Below are 17,387 nucleotides of genomic sequence, written 5' to 3'. Positions count from 1 at the left end.
AAAGAGGCTGCTAAATTGTCATTTAGCAGCCTCTTTTATGTTGATGCAAACAATATTAAGCAATTATTTAGCAGTTTCAATGTCAGGGAGCGATTAAAAATAGAGCCAAGGTATGATCGAGAATAGTGACGGTTTAGTCGCTATAGCGGCTTAAATTTGATAGCTTAGGATTGGCATTCGGATTACGACGCAATAAAAGAGCCATACGTCCGATGCTATGCACGAGGTAGGCGCCTGTTTTATGAGCAAGCTCATCACTAAAAGCGTCACGCTCTTCTTTACTACCCGGTGGGGTCTTAATTTTAATAAGCTCATGATCATTTAATGCCCGATCTAACTCCTCAACAACGGACTCGCTTAATCCTTTATTGCCAATAGTCACCACAGGTTTTAAATCATGGCCAATACCCTTTAAGCGACGTAACTCTGTGCTATCAAGTTTTGGTTGGTTGTTATTTGTTGTATTCATAATGTCTCAGTATTAATTATTAGGCCTAACTATACCAGCCTTGGAAATGGGTTGTTCGAGTGTAAAAACAGTATAATTAGTAACTGTTTTAATAGACTCAGTTACTTTATTTACTCAATTACTGTCATCTGCCATTATAAAATAAATGCTATTTAGTATATTCTTTATTAAACCTGAATTAACCCTAATACTTTGTTAATAATTCTTAATTAATAATAATACTTAAAAACTCCGCTTTGACTTCTAAAAGTAAGTCTATGCCCTTTTATTTTCTAATGGACTTGAGAAGGTCATTATAGAGAAATTTTGCTGGTATTGCATGACTAGATTAATGATTAATACTTTTAATAGAAGACTTTTATAGTTATATAAGGGGTTGTTCATTAATTAGTGCTAGAATTGAGGTATGAAAAATAGTTTATAGTTTAACGGATATATAGTGAGGGTATTTTGGCAACACGTATTACCAATAAGACCTTGTCTAAAAGCAGTAAAGCTTGGATGAAAGAACACTTAGATGATCACTATGTACAGTTGGCTCAAAAAGAGGGCTACCGTGCCCGTGCTGCTTACAAGTTGCTTGAAATCAATGAGAAGATGAATTTGATTCACAAAGGTATGACGGTCGTTGATTTAGGTAGTGCTCCAGGTAGTTGGTCGCAAGTGGCAGGAAGACTTGTCGGTGCTAATGGCATTCTAATTGCATCGGATATCTTGCCCATGGATACGTTGGAAAATGTGACTTTCATTCAAGGTGACTTTAGAGAAGAGTCTGTTTTTGAGCAGTTAATGAATGAAGTAGGCGATCGTCAGGTAGACGTGGTGTTATCTGATATGGCACCTAATACGTCAGGTCATGCAGCAGTAGATCAGCCACGTATGATTTACTTATGTGAGTTAGCGGTGGACTTCGCCTTAAAGGTGTTACCTAAGGGTGGCACACTGGTTATGAAAGTATTCCAAGGTGAGGGCACCCAAGAGCTACGCAAACAAATACAATCTCAATTCTCAAAAGTTCGTACCATTAAGCCTGATGCTTCCAGAGCAAGATCTAAGGAAGTATTTTGGGTAGCAACAAAGTAGCGATTTATAGGTAAAGTGTGACGTGAATAGATAGGCGAATAGACAAGTAAAGGAATAGACAAGTAAAGGATAGGCGAAAAGTAGCTATAGATTAACCGTTATTTAAATTGTGTCGCATATCTGCTATCTAAACGCTTCTTCTTAACAGATACAACCTAAGTTGAACAGACTATATTTATCTAATTTACGCTTGATAAATTAGAAGGTTGACCTAATAAAGGTAAGTATAAGTAACGACTCGTCAAAAGTTTTTGATTACTCACCTTAATTGATGTTCTATCTCCTTATATTTCAATTATTAATTCTTTTTAAATATTTGATAGATATAAGTGACATAAAACAAATGTGGTGTAGAAACAGGGTGACGGGCCGTAATCGTTTTCTGCCTCGTGTTATAATATTAAATTAAGCAGAATTTTGAACACATCAACAAGTAAGGGATGGTATAGCTTGTGAGCGACATGGTAAAAAATACCTTATTATGGCTAGTTGTCATCGGTGTATTAGTACTGGTGTTTAGCAACTTTGATAGCGGTAATGAGCCTGATACGCTCAATTACTCTGAGTTTGTTACTCAAGTCACTGAAGATAAGATAAAAAGTATTAAAATTGACGGTGAGCAAATTACCGGCGAGAAGGTGAGCGGCTCTGAATTTGAGACCGTTCTACCAGCGGTGGCCGATGATGACCTAATGCCAACATTACGTGAGCATAATGTAGAAGTACAAGCAGCAACGCCTGAACGTCAAAGCGTAATGATGCAACTGTTGATTGCAAGTTTCCCTGTATTACTCATCATTGGTATCTTTTTGTTCTTTATGCGCAATATGCAAGGGGGTGCGGGAGGTAAAGCCGGTGGCCCTATGAGCTTTGGTAAATCAAAAGCCAAAATGCTTGGTGAAGATCAAATTAAAGTAAACTTTAATGATGTGGCGGGCGCAGAAGAAGCCAAAGAAGAAGTTGTTGAAGTGGTCGATTTTCTTAAAGATCCCGATAAATTTACAAAGCTTGGTGCGACTATTCCACGCGGTATTTTGATGGTAGGTCCTCCTGGTACTGGTAAAACGTTACTTGCTAAGGCTATTGCTGGTGAAGCAAAGGTACCTTTTTTCTCAATTTCAGGTTCTGACTTTGTTGAGATGTTTGTGGGTGTCGGTGCATCACGTGTGCGTGATATGTTTGAACAGGCTAAGAAAAACGCCCCTTGCATCATCTTTATTGATGAAATTGATGCGGTAGGTCGTAGCCGTGGTACCGGTATGGGCGGCGGAAACGATGAGCGCGAACAAACCCTAAACCAACTGTTAGTAGAAATGGATGGATTTGAGGGCAATGACGGTGTGATTGTTATTGCAGCGACTAACCGTGCTGATGTACTAGATAAGGCGCTACTGCGACCAGGTCGTTTTGACCGCCAAGTTCATGTTGGTCTACCAGACATTAAAGGTCGTGAAGAGATCCTTAAAGTACATTTACGTAAGCTTCCGACTACCATCGGAGTCGATGTCAATGCATTGGCTCGTGGCACACCAGGTTTTAGTGGTGCGCAACTTGCGAACCTTATTAATGAGGCAGCGCTGTTTGCGGCACGCCGTAATAAAGCCAGTGTTGATATGCACGACTTTGAAGATGCTAAAGATAAGCTGTACATGGGTCCTGAGCGTAAATCTATGGTATTACGTGAGGAAGAACGCCGGGCTACTGCGTACCATGAAGCAGGGCATGCACTAGTCGCAGAGATGCTTCCTGGTACTGACCCTGTACATAAAGTGACGATTATGCCACGTGGTTGGGCATTAGGCGTTACTTGGCAGCTGCCCGAGTTTGATAAGACAAGTATGGATAAGTCAAAAATGTTAAATGACATTGCGATTTTATTCGGAGGCCGTATCGCTGAAGAAGTCTTTGTGAATCAGAAGACAACGGGCGCTTCAAACGACTTCGAGCGTGCCACTAAAATGGCACGTGCTATGGTAACCAAATATGGTATGTCTGATGCGCTTGGCGTTATGGTTTATGAAGATGATGACAGCTCACAAGGTTACTTTGGTGGTATGACACGCACTATCTCGGAAGCTACGCAACAAAAAGTAGATGAAGAGATTCGCCGTATCCTTGAAGAGCAGTATGATATTGCCCGTGAAATCATTGAGGGTAATAAAGATAAAATGCATGCGATGGTTGAAGCTTTAATGAACTGGGAAACCATTGATAGAGACCAATTGCAAGATATCTTAGCGGGTAATGAACCTCGTGAGCCTCGAGTGTATCAGGAAAAAGATGTCACCCCTAAAAAAGAAGAGGTGGAGTCTTCTGGATCAACCCCGCCACCACTACCCGCTATGTAGCAATTAATAGTTTCATAGTCGTCAGTCCAACTGTTATATTAAGCCCTTTCGATTGCAAAGGGCTTTTTTTTATGACATATCTGTTAAAATAAATGCATAAATTAAATTTATAAAGTCTTAACGGCCCTTAATTCTGAAAAATTTACTTAAAAGATATTGGCTATGCAACTACATACTCTTCCAAGCGTTACTATCAATGTTAATACGTCAAATGGATTTGAAAAACAACTTGATCTATCAACACCGCAAGTTATGGGTATATTGAATGTTACCCCTGATTCCTTTTCAGATGGTGGTCAATTTAATACGATTGATACTGCCTTACAGCACTGCGAACAAATGCTAAAAGAAGGCGCTACTATTATCGATATTGGTGGAGAGTCCACTCGTCCGAATGCGAGTCCTGTGTCAGAACAAGAAGAGGTAGATCGCGTTGTACCTGTGGTCGAGGCGATCAGAGATCAGTTTGGTGATGAGACTTGGTTATCTATAGATACCAGCTCACCGATGGTCATTGAACAAGCTGTAAAAGCAGGGGCCGATATCTGGAATGATGTACGGGCACTGGTTCGTGACGGTGCGCCACAAATGGCAGCCAAGCTCGATATTCCTGTGGTACTGATGCACATGCGCGGTGAGCCTGCGACCATGGATGACAACGCTCAATATGAAGATGTGGTCAATGAGGTGCTGTCAGAATTAGCACAGCGTATTGAGTGTGCCATACAAGGGGGTGTAACACGTCAAAATATAATTATTGACCCTGGATTTGGGTTTGCGAAAGACTATCAGCACCATAAGACTTTATTAAATAACCTAAGTCGTTTTCATGAATTAGAGTTGCCTATATTGTTTGGCATATCTCGTAAGCGATTTCTTAGAGAGGTACTGATTCATACTAAGTTGTCTATATTTGAAAATAATAAAGCGACTGATAGAGATGGTGTTGGTATGGCAGCAGCTTTGTTAGCGGTACAGCAGGGTGCTAGTATTATCAGAACCCATAATGTAGGTCTTACTATACAAGGCTTGGCATTGTGGCAACAACTCAATAGTTAGAATTAAGCTTTAAAAGGCATTACTTTTATCACGTCTGCGCAGTATTAAATGTTTGATTAACCATTAACTTTAGGAGTAGCTGTGTGAGTACACAACCAGAACCTACCAATGAGCAAAGAAGGATTATTTATCAGGCGCGTAGAGGGTTAAAAGAGCTTGATTTTTATATCGATCCCTATGTTAAGCAGCATTATTTGTCAGCTAGTGCCGATGAGCAAGCGACATTTGCAGCGCTACTAACCTATGAAGACCCTGATTTGTTAAACTTCTTTATGAACCAAGATACGCCTGATAATGCTAAGGTAGCTGATCTGGTTTTAAAGCTAAAAAAATTACAGCATGGTGATTTATCTTAGTCTTTATAAGCTTAAATGCTATTGTCATTCACTTAGATGTGGTTAAAAAAGGCGTAAGACGTTGAGTCGTCAACTTGATTGCAACATCGCTCACTCTAGTGTCTTACAAAGATTGTATGCCGCAGTATTTTTATTATGTACTGGATTGGTTTTGTTAAATGTCAATCTAACTTGGAGTTGGCGTATTGCTATAATCATAATTAGTCTCATACTATATGGTATTTGTCATATAATCAGATATCAGCCCATACACATCACCGCTTGCGATATTGATGATTCTAAGGCCAGTTGGCAACTCCTATATCAAGATCGGCGGGGACAACGACCAGTACTTTGGGAGGCGCAATTGGTAAAAGTGCAAAGCCTATCAACCTGTATACAGTTCACTTTCCACACCACATACCCTATGACACGCAAAAAAACGGTTGTGATATGGCAAGATCAAGTACAGGCTTCAGTGTGGAGACGGCTTAAAGTGTTAGCTAACTGGTGGTAAAACAATGTCTTTTTAATTCAAGTTACACAATACACATAAACAGACATTTTACTGTCAAAATTTAGCTATAGACAATAGCGAGTCAAGTTGTCAAACTAAGGGATGATGGAGTCTTAAAAGACAATACAGTTTTTAAAATAATACCTTTTAAAATAATACTAAGGAGTTTTTATGAGTTTATTAGGAAATTTAGTGGCACAAGTGGCACGTCAAGCAATGGATCCTGAAGACGGTAAGCGTAACCCGATTAATCAGCGCATTCAGCCACGTGCAACGGGTGGCCTCGGTGATATTTTAGGCAGCGTACTGGGTGGAGGTCATCAAAACAATCCTCAAGCAAACAGTCGCCAAGGAAATGGCTTTGGCTTGGATGATATTATTGGCGGTGCTTTAGGCGGTCAGATGGGTAGCCGGATGGGCAGCAATGGAGCAGGTGGCCTTGGCAGTATATTAGGTAGTGTTTTAGGCGGCGGTGCTGGTGCACGTAGAGGCGGCGGTGGCAAAGCTATGCTTATTGCCGCACTTATGCCTATCGTACTTAACTGGATCCAACGTAATGGCGGCTTATCTGGTGCATTATCAAAAGTTCAGGAAATGGGTTTTGGTAACCAAGCTAAGTCGTGGATGAGCGCACAGCAGCAAAATGAAAACCTAGATCCAAATCAAATCAATAAACTGTTCGATGACCAAGAAATTCATCAGGTCTCACAGCAAGTGGGTGCAGATGAAACGGAAGTACGTCAAGGTCTAGCAGAGCTATTGCCAGAAGTTGTTAATCAACTGACCCCAAATGGTGGCCTAGACAAAGAAGAAGAAGCCAATAGCGAAATTAATGACATTTTAAGTCAGATTTCGTCTACTTTGCCTAAATAATATTTATTTATCTTAAATAATTTAGCAATGCGTTTTTATTAAAGTGGCTATTTTATGAGATAAACCTAGGCCAGATGACTTATTTATAAGTGATCTGGTTTTTCGTTATTAGGGCCTGCTTATACAGCTCTTAATGACCCTAGATTTTACATCCATTTTTTTACCCAGTTTATGATGAGGTAGTTATGTTTTTGGCAGTTGATACCGTTTTTGACCAGTGTTCTGTGGCCATCGTCCGTGAGGATTTTCAGGTATTAAGTTGCCATACTCAAACTGGGAAGCGCGAGCAAACTCAGCAAATACTTCCCATGATTGACATGGCTTTGCAACAAGCTGGCGTTAAACTAAATGACTTAACGGCGCTTATTTTTAACCGTGGTCCAGGGCCTTTTAGTGGTATTAGGATCAATACAGCTGTTATTCAAGCACTGTCAGTGGCTCACAACTTGCCCTGTGTTGGCGTCTCAAGTTTAGCGGCTATTGCACAATCTGCTTATGACAAGCACGGTATTGAGCACGTTTATACTGCGTTAGATGCTAGGATGAAACAGGTCTATTTCGGTGAGTATCAACTCAGTCAGGAAGCATCCCAGGATATGGCTAAAGTAATGACTCAAGTAAAAGGCACGGAAGAGTATCTATTGGATTATGAACAGTCGACACCGAAGCAATTGTCAATCGCTGGCAATGGTGCAGCGCTTTTAACGACTCAGCCTGAACAAACGTTATTCACTGATATTCATCCAGATGCAGTGAGTATTGCTAAATTAGGTATTGTCCAGTATATACAAGCGGGGGGTGTCCCTGCTAGTGAAGCGCTACCGGTGTACTTACGTAATGATGCTTGGAAAACCCTTAAACAGCAAGGTGACGCTCAAGCCAATAAGGTATCGTAAAGGTGGTTGGCAGTTTTAAACGCCGACAAAATTGTTTTTAAGTTCAATGACCTATTATTTACAGTGAGCACTTATTTTGGATCTATTATTAATTCTGAAAGCCATCATCATGGGTATTGTCGAGGGTATTACTGAGTTTTTACCCATATCCAGTACTGGCTATTTGATACTATCAGCTGACATTATGAGCTTTTGGACGAAAGATAAAGCGGATTTATTTATCGTCGTTATTCAATTAGGCGCCATATTAGCGGTGATTTATGAGTATTGGGGGCGATTATGGCAAGCCTTAATGGGTCTGATAACGGGCAAGTCTGAGGGACCAAATGCATTAAAGAACCCTCGTCAATTGGGTCTCAGTCTTATTGTTGCGACTATCCCAGTCATGATCGTCGGCTTTACGATGGCGGATCAAATTAAGCAGTATTTATTTAACCCTTACACCGTTGCGACAATGCTAATTATCGGGGGTTTGCTTATATTTTATGTGGAGCGTAAACCAATCCCTGTCAAAGCGGAAGAGGCAGAAGATGTTAGTTTAAAGACAGCCTTACTTATTGGGCTGTTTCAATGTTTGGCACTTATTCCGGGGACATCACGCTCAGGGTCAACTATTATTGGCGCCCTGTGGCTTGGGGTATCGCGCAAAGCAGCCGCTGAGTTTTCATTCTTCTTAGGTATTCCTGTTATTATCGGTGCAGGCTTGCTTGATATGCTCAAGCATAAAGACGTTTTGTCCAGTAATGAAGACTGGGTCGTCTTGGGTGTGGGCGTTGCGGTATCCTTTATTATGGCATTATTGTGTATTCGTTGGTTGGTAGATTGGGTCAGCCGCCGCGATTTTACACTCTTTGCATGGCTACGCATTATCACAGGTATTTTGGTATTAGTCGTCTCATGGATGTTTAATTACACGATTCAGGGTTAAATATAGGTTTTTAAATACAATGGTTATAAAGAGGGATAAAACAGTCTTAAAAGTGCCGCTGATTTATCATACAACTGTTGCAGGTGATACCCTCAATGAGATTGATAGCCTGATTAAAGCATTTGATTTACCCATTGAATTAGATTTCACTGAAATTGAGCAGAAGCTTACTCAAAAAATACGCAAGCAATTAAGTGCAACTTTTGATCAGCCCCTACTTATTATTGATGATAAGCAGCAACTGTCTTTGCTCATTAATCAAATAAGTGTGTCGCCCGAGTGGAAACATTTGCAACGCCGAGTGGTGAGTGCAGGACGAAAGTCTGAATTGCTATTACAAGCGTGCAAAATAACAGACGATAGCCGAGTGCTTGATGCGACAGCCGGCTTTGGACATGATAGTCTAATTTTAGCCAGTACAGGGGCGCAGTGTCTCTTATTAGAGCGAAATCCATGTATGGCGCTGTTGTTAAGCTATGAGCAGCAACAAATGGCTAAGCAAAAAAACTGGCAAAAACTAATGGCCAGATTGCAAATACGCTGTGAAGAAGCACTAGGATACATGACAGAGCTATCAAAGCAGATACAATCAAAATCCACGACAACGAGTCTTGAAGTCAATAAACAAGATGATATCTTGTTTGATGTGATTTATCTTGATCCAATGTTTCCTGAAAATAGTTATGAGCATAGCAGCACGCATAAAGGCGCTAAAGTAGGCAAACATATGCAAGCGTTGCATCATATCGCTCTACCGCCAAAGCTGATAGAAGAACGACAGTTATTAGAACTTGCATTAAGTTGTATAAAACCGGGCGGCAGGGTGATTGTTAAAAGACCAGTCACTGCTCCCGTATTTGCCAATAAAGAGGCAGATGCTAGTTGGCAAAACGATGTGGTTCGTTTTGATGGGTATTTAGGTTAGCTGTTATCTATAGTTTGTATCTAATAGTCAATAATCAGCTCTCGTTATTCACCCTTTTTATTTGGGTCTGTTGAACATTCAAATGTGGAACTGGCGGAGGCTGTTTTTTAGGCAATATACAGGGAAATTTTTGACGCTTAGTCATTCTAAGTTAGAAAATTTCGCAATATATTGACAAAAAATAGCCCCGCCCCGCAGGGCTGATGCTAAAATTGTCCCAAACGTTGTTATAAACCTAGCTAAGGTCTAGACATTATCGTCGGTTTACGCCTAGTTTGTAACAATTTTAGCTATCAGCAGTCCTAATATTTGAATGTTCAACAGACCCTAATATAATCTAAGTTACTGCATTATAGTTGAATGTTAAGGCATTACTTAATTTCGTCAAGAACCTACTTGATTTATTTAAAAACTTTCTAAATTTAAAGACTTACTAAATTTAGGTTTAAATGCTAAGCTAACTTAAAATAAATGATGTACAACATTAATTATGACTCAATCCTCACCCCAGTCAAACCATGCACACCCAACAGCCGTGCAAAGCATCTTTAATTTGCCAAATAATTTAACCATCGCTCGTATTATGATGATACCGTTATTTGTGGCTATTGCATATTGGCCGCCAGCGTTAGGTATTGGCGTGCCGATGATATCTGATAATGCAATTGCAAATATCGGTATGAACATGGAAGCCTTTAGTGACAGTATGCTGCGCCACTTATTATTGACATTATTGTTTGTATTGGCGGCACTAACTGACTGGTTAGACGGTTATTTGGCGCGTAAAATGAATATAGTCTCTGCCTTTGGTCGATTTTTGGATCCAGTGGCAGATAAGCTGATGGTAGCTGCGGCCTTAATCGTACTGGTTCAGTGGCATCCAAATATCATTATGTCTATTGCAGCGATCGTTATTATTTCAAGGGAAATTGCGGTGTCGGCTCTACGTGAATGGATGGCAGAATTAGGCGCACGTACCAGTGTGGCGGTGTCTTATGTAGGTAAGCTAAAGACGACGTTTCAGATGGTTGCTATTACGGTACTGTTATTAAATATTGAGTCTCTTGAGATAATAGGTTATATATTAATGATGGCAGCGGTCATATTAACGCTATGGTCTATGATGATATATATGAAAGCAGCCTGGCCTTATTTAAAACAGGGATAGGATTTTAAATAGAGCTAAACTTGAATTATTTTAAGAGGTTATAGCTTCTGTATAAAATTACCTAACCATTATAGGCAATGTTTAGGCATAGGTTTAGAATCGGTCAAGCTCACTAAACCTATTGTTTGTCTTGTTTGTCGCGAAAGATATGTTTTCAAAAACGTTCTAATTAAAAAACGCCTCAATTTATCATTGAGGCGTTTTAGATTTAAAGAGTATTTGAATAATAGTGCTAAAAATAGAGCCTAAGACTCAACTGATTAAGGCTTCAATTGATTAAAACTCAATAGAGAAGTTTTCACCCATGTCTTCTGCTGTTTTTCCATCTTGAACGGCTGCTGCAGCCATTTTAAATATATTGATGATGCCATTTCCACTAAACCAATATTCTGCACCATTTGGTACGACTTTAATCAGCTGGATATCGTCATCTTCTTTGCCATGCTCATAAAATGAGGCCATAACGGGTGACCACAATTCATCGAGCTTGTCTTTATCCTCTACCAATTCAGCTTTACCATTGATTGAGACATACTTTTTTTCGTCAGGACTTGAGTAAGCTAAGTTGATCTGAGGATTACTTTTAATATCTTCAACAAGATCTGAACCTTTACTACCAACGAACCAAATTTCACGTGCCCCTAGGCCAAATTCAGCCGTGGTCATTGGGCAAGAGTGTAAATGACCTTCATTGGTAACACTGGTTACCATCGCATAAGTCACTTGATTAATAGCGTCAGCGATTTTGTCGATTTGGGCTTGATTACTCATTACAATTTCCTAAGGTTAGTTTAAAAATTCGAAAAATTTTAATTGAACAAATGGAATCTTAAATAACCTCCATTATAGAAAGTAGATAAAGTAAGTAATGCCTTGTGAGTCTTTGTAATTTTGACTAGCTTTAAGTAAATAATCTTTGAATGAATTCAGTTAAGTAGGCAACGTTTGAGCAGACTTCTTGCTATAATAACGCCTAATTAAGACGACGCTAGACTATTTCAAAGACTAGCCTGATTAACGTTTAATACTCTTTTTTAATATATTGTTTCTACTAATTGTTTCTACTTCAAACTTTGATACTTCGGAAATTGCCTTATGATGACCCTCGCTGGACACCGTTTTTTAACCGAGTTTAAAACCAATCAACTGATTGAGCAGTTAAATAGCCAAACGTCGCTAAGTAAGACAGGCGCAGTGAGACAAATAGAGACTCAGCAAGTATACGTCCTATCACGAGAGCTTAATGAGGCTGAGCGTAAAAAGGCGTTGGACCTATTAAATCAAGGGGAAGAAGTGGCACCTATTGAGGTGCAATCTGACCAAATACAAGTGATTGTCAGCCCACGGTTTGGCACTATCTCACCTTGGTCTAGTAAAGCCACTGACATTTTTAATAACTGTGAACTCGATGTTGAACGTGTTGAGCGAGTCGTGGTCTTTACCTTAATGGGTGACAATCTGCCTTCTAAACTACCGCAGGATGCTGAGCAGATCTTGCATGATCGTATGACCCAAAGCTTAGTGTATGACATGAGCAAACTTGAGGCGTTATTCGATGATCATAGCCCAGCGCCTCTAAACCATGTAGATATCATGAATGAAGGTCGTAGCGCCTTAGAGCATGCCAATCAAAAATTCGGGTTTGCGCTGTCGACAGAAGACATTAATTATTTAATGAACGCATATGGCGAGGCGCTTAAGCGCAATCCAACCGATGTTGAACTGATGATGTTTGCTCAGGCCAACTCAGAGCATTGCCGTCATAAAATATTCAACTCTGAGTGGACAGTGGACAATGAGGTGAAGCCAAAATCATTGTTCAAAATGATTCGTAACACCCACGAGAATAATCCGCAAGGTATCTTATCCGCCTACAAAGACAATGCTGCGGTTATGGAAGGCTTTAAAGCAGAGCGCTTTTATCCACTACCGACGGTTCAGCTTGGTGGCGCACTGGATGAAGACATTTTATCAAGCGAGATGCACCGATATGACTTTCATGATGAATCTATTGATATCTTGATGAAAGTTGAAACCCATAACCACCCAACCGCTATTGCCCCTTACGCCGGTGCCTCAACGGGTGCTGGTGGGGAAATCCGTGATGAAGGGGCGACCGGGCGTGGTGGCAAACCTAAAGCTGGTTTAACCGGTTTTAATGTCTCGCATTTACACTTACCTGATTTGCCAGAGAAATGGGAGCAGTCAGGTAGAGTGAGTAGTAAAGACTACGGCAAGCCTGATCGCATGGCGTCAAGCTTAGAGATTATGACTGAAGCCCCGTTAGGTTCAGCGAACTTCTCGAATGAGTTTGGGCGTCCGAATCTATGTGGTTATTTCCGCTCGTTCCAGTTAGATACCAGTAAAGAGCAAGATGGTAGTCAAATGCGTGGCTACCATAAGCCAATCATGATCGCTGGTGGTTACGGTAATATTAAGCGTAACTTGGTAGAAAAAAATAGCATTATCGAGGGCGATTTACTGATCGTACTGGGTGGTCCAGCGATGCAAATCGGTCTCGGGGGTGGTGCGGCGTCATCCGTAGACAGTGGTGAGCTTGATGAAGGATTAGACTTTGCCTCAGTACAGCGTGATAATGCGGAGATGGAACGTCGTTGCCAAGAAGTGATTGACCGCTGTTGGGCTCTCGCGGGTGATGACGCAGATGCCAGTCAGGCCAGTAAAGATGGCAATCCGATTGTCTCAATTCACGACGTTGGGGCAGGCGGGTTATCTAACGCCATGCCTGAGTTGGTCAATGACCATGAAATGGGCGCGATATTAAATCTGCGTCATATTCCGTCTTTAGAGGCGGGCATGTCACCGATGGCAATATGGTCAAATGAGGCGCAAGAGCGTTATGTATTGGCGATACGTCCAGAGAGTAAAGCCTTATTTGATGCAATCTGTCAACGTGAGCGTTGTCCGTATGCCATCTTGGGTACGGCGACTAAAGTACGTCACTTACAGGTAGACGATGAGTTGCTAGAGGAGCAGCCAGTCGATATGCCAATGCAAGTGTTGCTTGGCGGTACACCGCAAATGAAGCGTTCATTTGAGCGTGAAAGCAGAGAGCTTGCACCATTAGATTTAGCAGATCTGCCTTTAAGCAATCAAGTAAGCAATCAAGATGAAGGAGCAGAGCAGCATCAAGGCTTTGATCTAAAGCAAGCGGTGCATGATGTATTGCGTCATCCGACCGTGGCGAGTAAATCTTTCTTAATCAGTATCGGTGACCGATCTATTACCGGTATGGTCACTCAAGATCAGTATGTGGGTCGTTATCAAGTACCCGTGGCTGACTGTGCCGTGACCAGCTCAGGCTTGTTGTCAAACACCGGTGAGGCGATGAGTGTCGGGGAGCGTCCACCTGTTGCGTTAATTAATCCAGCTGCGTCAGCACGGCTAGCGGTGAGCGAAGCCATTACCAATATCGCAGGCGCGCGTATTAACAAGATTTCTGACATTACCTTATCCGCAAACTGGATGGCCGCCTGTGGCGAAGATACTGAGGATGCTGCCTTATACGATGCTGTCTATGCGATCGGCGAAGAGCTGTGCCCTGCATTAGGTATTGCCATTCCAGTGGGTAAAGATTCACTGTCTATGCGTGCTAACTGGACGGAGGATGAACAGGATAAATCGGTCGTTAGCCCCATGAGTCTGGTAATTACTGCCTTTGCCCCTGTGCAAGATGTGAATAAAACCCTGACACCTGAGCTTAAAAATACAGATGCCGCGCTTTACCGCTTAGACTTATCAAAGGGCAAACTGCGCTTAGGCGGCTCTATCTTGGCACAAACCCAAAGTCAACTGGGTAATGAGTGTCCCGATCTCGCTGATCCACAAGATCTCATTAACTTCTTTAACTTCATCCAAGCTGGTAATGAAAATGGCGTTATCAGTGCATATCATGATATCGGGGATGGTGGTTTATTAGCGACTGTGGCTGAAATGCAGTTTACCAATCGCTTAGCGATCAATCTAAACCTTACCAATGACAATCTGCTAGGTCAGTTATTTAGCGAGGAGCTAGGCGCTGTGATTCAAGTGTTACCTGAGCATCTTGAAGCGGTGATGGCGCTGGCTGATGAGCATGGCGTTAGTGATATGATGAGTCTCATCGGCCAAACGTTTGAAACCCCATTAGGCGGAAGCAATCAAGACCAGCTCACCATTATTACCCCGCTTCATCAAGGTGAGGATGCTTTAGTCTTCAATCGCAGTGATTTACAGCAAACCTGGTCACAAGTGAGCTATCACATTGCCAAACGTCGTGACAATCCTGACTGTGTTCAGCAAGAGTTTGACTTAATTGCCGACACCAAGCATCACGGTTTGATTGCTCAAGCAAATTACGACTTAAATCAAAAAGTTGAAGCGCCTTATCTAAACAGTCGTCCAAATAAACCAAAAGTGGCTATCTTGCGTGAGCAAGGTGTCAATGGTCAGTTAGAGATGGCAGCAGGATTTGTGCGCGCAGGTTTCGATGCTGTCGATGTCCACATGAGTGACTTGCTGGCAGGTCGCATTGACCTACGCGACTTTAATGGATTGGTCGCCTGTGGTGGCTTTAGTTATGGTGACGTCTTGGGGGCGGGCTCTGGCTGGGCAAACTCTATCTTATTCCATGACGAGTTACGCATGCAGTTTGTGCGCTTTTTTACCCGTCCGGATACCTTTAGCTTAGGGGTGTGTAACGGATGTCAAATGATAGCGCAGCTAAAAGACTTAATCCCAGGCGCAGAGAACTTCCCCCGCTTTACTTACAATAAATCAGCCCGATTTGAAGCCCGTACCGTCAATGTCAAAATTGAGCGGAATAAATCATTGTTCTTCAAAGGTATGCAGGACAGCATCTTACCGATTGCGGTCGCCCACGGTGAAGGTTTTGCCACCCTTACCCAAACTGATATTGATGGGATGGCTCACCATGGACAAATCGCCATGCGGTATGTGGACAGTCGTGGCAACCCAACTGAGACGTATCCATTGAACCCGAACGGTTCGATTGGCGGCGTAACTGGTATCTGTAGCACTGATGGTCGTGTGACTTTGATGATGCCGCATCCTGAGCGTAATCTACGCGCGATTAACCATAGTTGGAAGCCTGATGAATGGTCTGAAGATGGTGCTTGGATGCGTATGTTCCGTAACGCACGAGCATGGCTGCGCTAAGAGTGTTTAAAGTTGGTTTGGCTTTTTATGTAAGGTGGGGTTAGCTAAGCTTAACCTATCAGATATCTATCAATAGCGCTAGATTTGAAGTTAATAAAGAAGTCAATAAAGAAGTTAATAAAAAGGTGAGTCAGTTAACTGGCTCACCTTTTAGTTTGCATAATGAATGGTCTTTTATAGCGTATATTAGATAATGTCGGAGCTATTACCCGCTTTCGCTGCTATCTTGGCTCGCACTGTGGCGTGCGCTAATGCTAAGTGTCGTTCCTGCTGCCACGATAACGCCACTTACCAAGCGCACGCATCACAGTGCTTCACCAAGGATATCCGCTACAATCGGGGCTAAAAAACCTTGTTTGGGAATCTCTCAAAGCCTTAAACATTCATCTTTGCTTCTTTTGAAAACAGGGAGTCGTGTTATGAAGTAGCGTGGGTAGAGAAAAAAACGTAACCCAGCTTTTACTTGCCGTAAAAATAATAATTATGATCTATATATGGTGGGTTACGCTTCGCTAACGCCACCCTACAAAACATCTTACGAGTTTTGTCCACGATAACTATCTGTAAGAACTCGATGTTACCGCTAGCCCTGACATGAGCGGTATCCTGACGACGTCAATGGCGATGCAGACTGTGGCTTGAGGCAGTGTCGAGGTAACAGCAATGACTCAAGACATGATAGTCTGCACGCCATTGGCTAGGCAGATACAAGCGGTTGGCAGGAAGTGCTACTTTATTATGTTCCGTTTTATATATTTAAATCTGAGTTATAAGAGACCTCTAAAAATCATTGGGTTACACTTCGCTTCACCACACGCTACTACTATTGCTGAGTAAAATTCAGTGTTGACTATAGCTATTTTGTTAATCTAGAGACTTAGCTGTCTACGTTCTCTTTGATTAAATTCATATCCGGTAAAGGCGGTAAATCCTCTAACTTTTCAAGACCAAACGCATCCAAAAACTCAGGCGTGGTATGTAAGAGAGCAGGGCGACCTAGCGTGTCGCGGTGGCCTTTTTCCATTATCCAGCCTTTATCAAATAGCTGTCTTAATATATTGCTCGAGACCGTTACGCCGCGCACTTGCTCAATATCGCTGCGGGTAACAGGCTGTTTGTAAGCTATGACACTGAGGGTCTCAAGTAAGGCTTGGCTCAGGTTCTCTAATCGCTGCGGGAAGACTTCCTGAATCAAGGCGCTGTATTCATTGCGAATCTGGAGCCGATAGCCACTGGCAGATTCAGTGACACTCAACACCCCTGTGGTCAGGCGTTGTTGTAGCACCACCAGTGCTGTATCAAGCTCTTGCTTCGAGAGAGATAAATATTTTTTTAGTTGAGCGGCGGTCAATGGGGTTTCTGAGGCGTGTAACAATACCTCGATTCGACGACTTAATTGGTCATAACGATTGAAAGTGGTTAAATCTGTCGGAGCCTGAGGGCTTGTCTGATCTGGTAAATTTGACATAGATGTATCGTTAGACATAGTAGAAGTAAATATCAATAAAGGGAGAGTTGAGTTGTGGCATTTGTTTTAAGGCAATGAAGGTTGATGTCTTTAATTGCCTAATGCTTGAGATACAAATATAGGAAACGCCAATATTTGAA

At 41.8% G+C, this 17,387-nt stretch carries 14 protein-coding genes; 11 read left to right on the top strand and 3 right to left on the bottom strand.

All coding sequences use genetic code 11. The annotated features are described in order from the left end of the window. Positions 1-133 precede the first annotated feature (133 nt). Positions 134-469, bottom strand: a complete 336-nt coding sequence (locus AC2SLT_RS02295; RefSeq protein ID WP_486545856.1) for a YhbY family RNA-binding protein — start codon at positions 467-469, stop codon at positions 134-136. Between the two features lie 450 nt (positions 470-919). Between AC2SLT_RS02295 and rlmE the strand changes: the two genes are divergently transcribed. The 10 genes from rlmE to pgsA all read left to right on the top strand — a co-directional run bounded on the left by rlmE (position 920) and on the right by pgsA (position 10,601). After that, positions 920-1,552: a 23S rRNA (uridine(2552)-2'-O)-methyltransferase RlmE gene (gene rlmE / locus AC2SLT_RS02290; RefSeq protein ID WP_486545855.1), complete on the top strand. Its 633-nt coding sequence runs from the start codon at positions 920-922 to the stop codon at positions 1,550-1,552. Between the two features lie 461 nt (positions 1,553-2,013). After that, entirely contained in the window at positions 2,014-3,900 is a 1,887-nt protein-coding gene (ftsH, locus tag AC2SLT_RS02285; RefSeq protein ID WP_486546320.1) for an ATP-dependent zinc metalloprotease FtsH, read from the top strand. A gap of 162 nt (positions 3,901-4,062) precedes the next feature. Then, a complete protein-coding gene (gene folP, locus AC2SLT_RS02280; protein ID WP_486545853.1) occupies positions 4,063-4,959 on the top strand; it encodes a dihydropteroate synthase in 897 nt (298 codons plus the stop codon). A gap of 83 nt (positions 4,960-5,042) precedes the next feature. Further along, the gene (locus AC2SLT_RS02275; protein ID WP_486545851.1) at positions 5,043-5,315 is read left to right on the top strand and encodes an FAD assembly factor SdhE; all 273 of its coding nucleotides are present in this window, start codon (positions 5,043-5,045) and stop codon (positions 5,313-5,315) included. Positions 5,316-5,376: 61 nt separating this feature from the next. Then, the gene (locus AC2SLT_RS02270; protein ID WP_486545850.1) at positions 5,377-5,811 is read left to right on the top strand and encodes a hypothetical protein; all 435 of its coding nucleotides are present in this window, start codon (positions 5,377-5,379) and stop codon (positions 5,809-5,811) included. 171 nt (positions 5,812-5,982) lie between these two features. After that, positions 5,983-6,684 (top strand): YidB family protein, encoded by a 702-nt coding sequence (locus AC2SLT_RS02265; protein WP_486545848.1) that lies wholly within the window; start codon positions 5,983-5,985, stop codon positions 6,682-6,684. 185 nt (positions 6,685-6,869) lie between these two features. Then, positions 6,870-7,580, top strand: a complete 711-nt coding sequence (gene tsaB / locus AC2SLT_RS02260) for a tRNA (adenosine(37)-N6)-threonylcarbamoyltransferase complex dimerization subunit type 1 TsaB (RefSeq protein ID WP_486545846.1) — start codon at positions 6,870-6,872, stop codon at positions 7,578-7,580. A 76-nt stretch (positions 7,581-7,656) separates the two neighbouring features. Next, a complete protein-coding gene (locus AC2SLT_RS02255) occupies positions 7,657-8,508 on the top strand; it encodes an undecaprenyl-diphosphate phosphatase (RefSeq protein ID WP_486545845.1) in 852 nt (283 codons plus the stop codon). Positions 8,509-8,527: 19 nt separating this feature from the next. Continuing rightward, positions 8,528-9,433, top strand: coding sequence for a class I SAM-dependent methyltransferase (locus AC2SLT_RS02250; RefSeq protein ID WP_486545844.1), 906 nt, complete (start codon positions 8,528-8,530; stop codon positions 9,431-9,433). A gap of 490 nt (positions 9,434-9,923) precedes the next feature. Further along, positions 9,924-10,601 (top strand): CDP-diacylglycerol--glycerol-3-phosphate 3-phosphatidyltransferase, encoded by a 678-nt coding sequence (gene pgsA, locus AC2SLT_RS02245; protein ID WP_486545842.1) that lies wholly within the window; start codon positions 9,924-9,926, stop codon positions 10,599-10,601. A gap of 276 nt (positions 10,602-10,877) precedes the next feature. Here the strand turns inward: pgsA and AC2SLT_RS02240 are convergent, their stop codons facing one another. Further along, complete coding sequence (locus tag AC2SLT_RS02240) at positions 10,878-11,372, bottom strand: pyridoxamine 5'-phosphate oxidase family protein (protein WP_486545840.1); 495 nt, start codon at positions 11,370-11,372, stop codon at positions 10,878-10,880. Between the two features lie 324 nt (positions 11,373-11,696). Here AC2SLT_RS02240 and purL point away from each other — a divergent pair, with 324 nt between their 5' ends. Next, positions 11,697-15,779 (top strand): phosphoribosylformylglycinamidine synthase, encoded by a 4,083-nt coding sequence (purL, locus tag AC2SLT_RS02235; protein WP_486545838.1) that lies wholly within the window; start codon positions 11,697-11,699, stop codon positions 15,777-15,779. A gap of 877 nt (positions 15,780-16,656) precedes the next feature. On the opposite strand, the gene scpB is transcribed toward purL, so the two are convergent. Beyond that, positions 16,657-17,247 carry an SMC-Scp complex subunit ScpB gene (scpB, locus tag AC2SLT_RS02230; protein ID WP_486545836.1) on the bottom strand — a complete coding sequence of 197 codons (591 nt, stop codon included), beginning with the start codon at positions 17,245-17,247 and terminating at the stop codon, positions 16,657-16,659. Positions 17,248-17,387: the final 140 nt, after the last annotated feature.

The organism is Psychrobacter sp. CX18 (assembly GCF_057396215.1).
This window is presented reverse-complemented; position numbering and strand designations above follow the sequence as displayed.

Coding starts and splice junctions, on each gene's coding strand:
- AC2SLT_RS02295 (WP_486545856.1), bottom strand. CDS start 469: ATGAATACAACAAATAACAACCAACCAAAACTTGATAGCACAGAGTTA.
- ftsH (WP_486546320.1), top strand. CDS start 2,014: ATGGTAAAAAATACCTTATTATGGCTAGTTGTCATCGGTGTATTAGTA.
- folP (WP_486545853.1), top strand. CDS start 4,063: ATGCAACTACATACTCTTCCAAGCGTTACTATCAATGTTAATACGTCA.
- AC2SLT_RS02265 (WP_486545848.1), top strand. CDS start 5,983: ATGAGTTTATTAGGAAATTTAGTGGCACAAGTGGCACGTCAAGCAATG.
- tsaB (WP_486545846.1), top strand. CDS start 6,870: ATGTTTTTGGCAGTTGATACCGTTTTTGACCAGTGTTCTGTGGCCATC.
- AC2SLT_RS02250 (WP_486545844.1), top strand. CDS start 8,528: ATGGTTATAAAGAGGGATAAAACAGTCTTAAAAGTGCCGCTGATTTAT.
- pgsA (WP_486545842.1), top strand. CDS start 9,924: ATGACTCAATCCTCACCCCAGTCAAACCATGCACACCCAACAGCCGTG.
- AC2SLT_RS02240 (WP_486545840.1), bottom strand. CDS start 11,372: ATGAGTAATCAAGCCCAAATCGACAAAATCGCTGACGCTATTAATCAA.
- purL (WP_486545838.1), top strand. CDS start 11,697: ATGATGACCCTCGCTGGACACCGTTTTTTAACCGAGTTTAAAACCAAT.
- scpB (WP_486545836.1), bottom strand. CDS start 17,247: ATGTCAAATTTACCAGATCAGACAAGCCCTCAGGCTCCGACAGATTTA.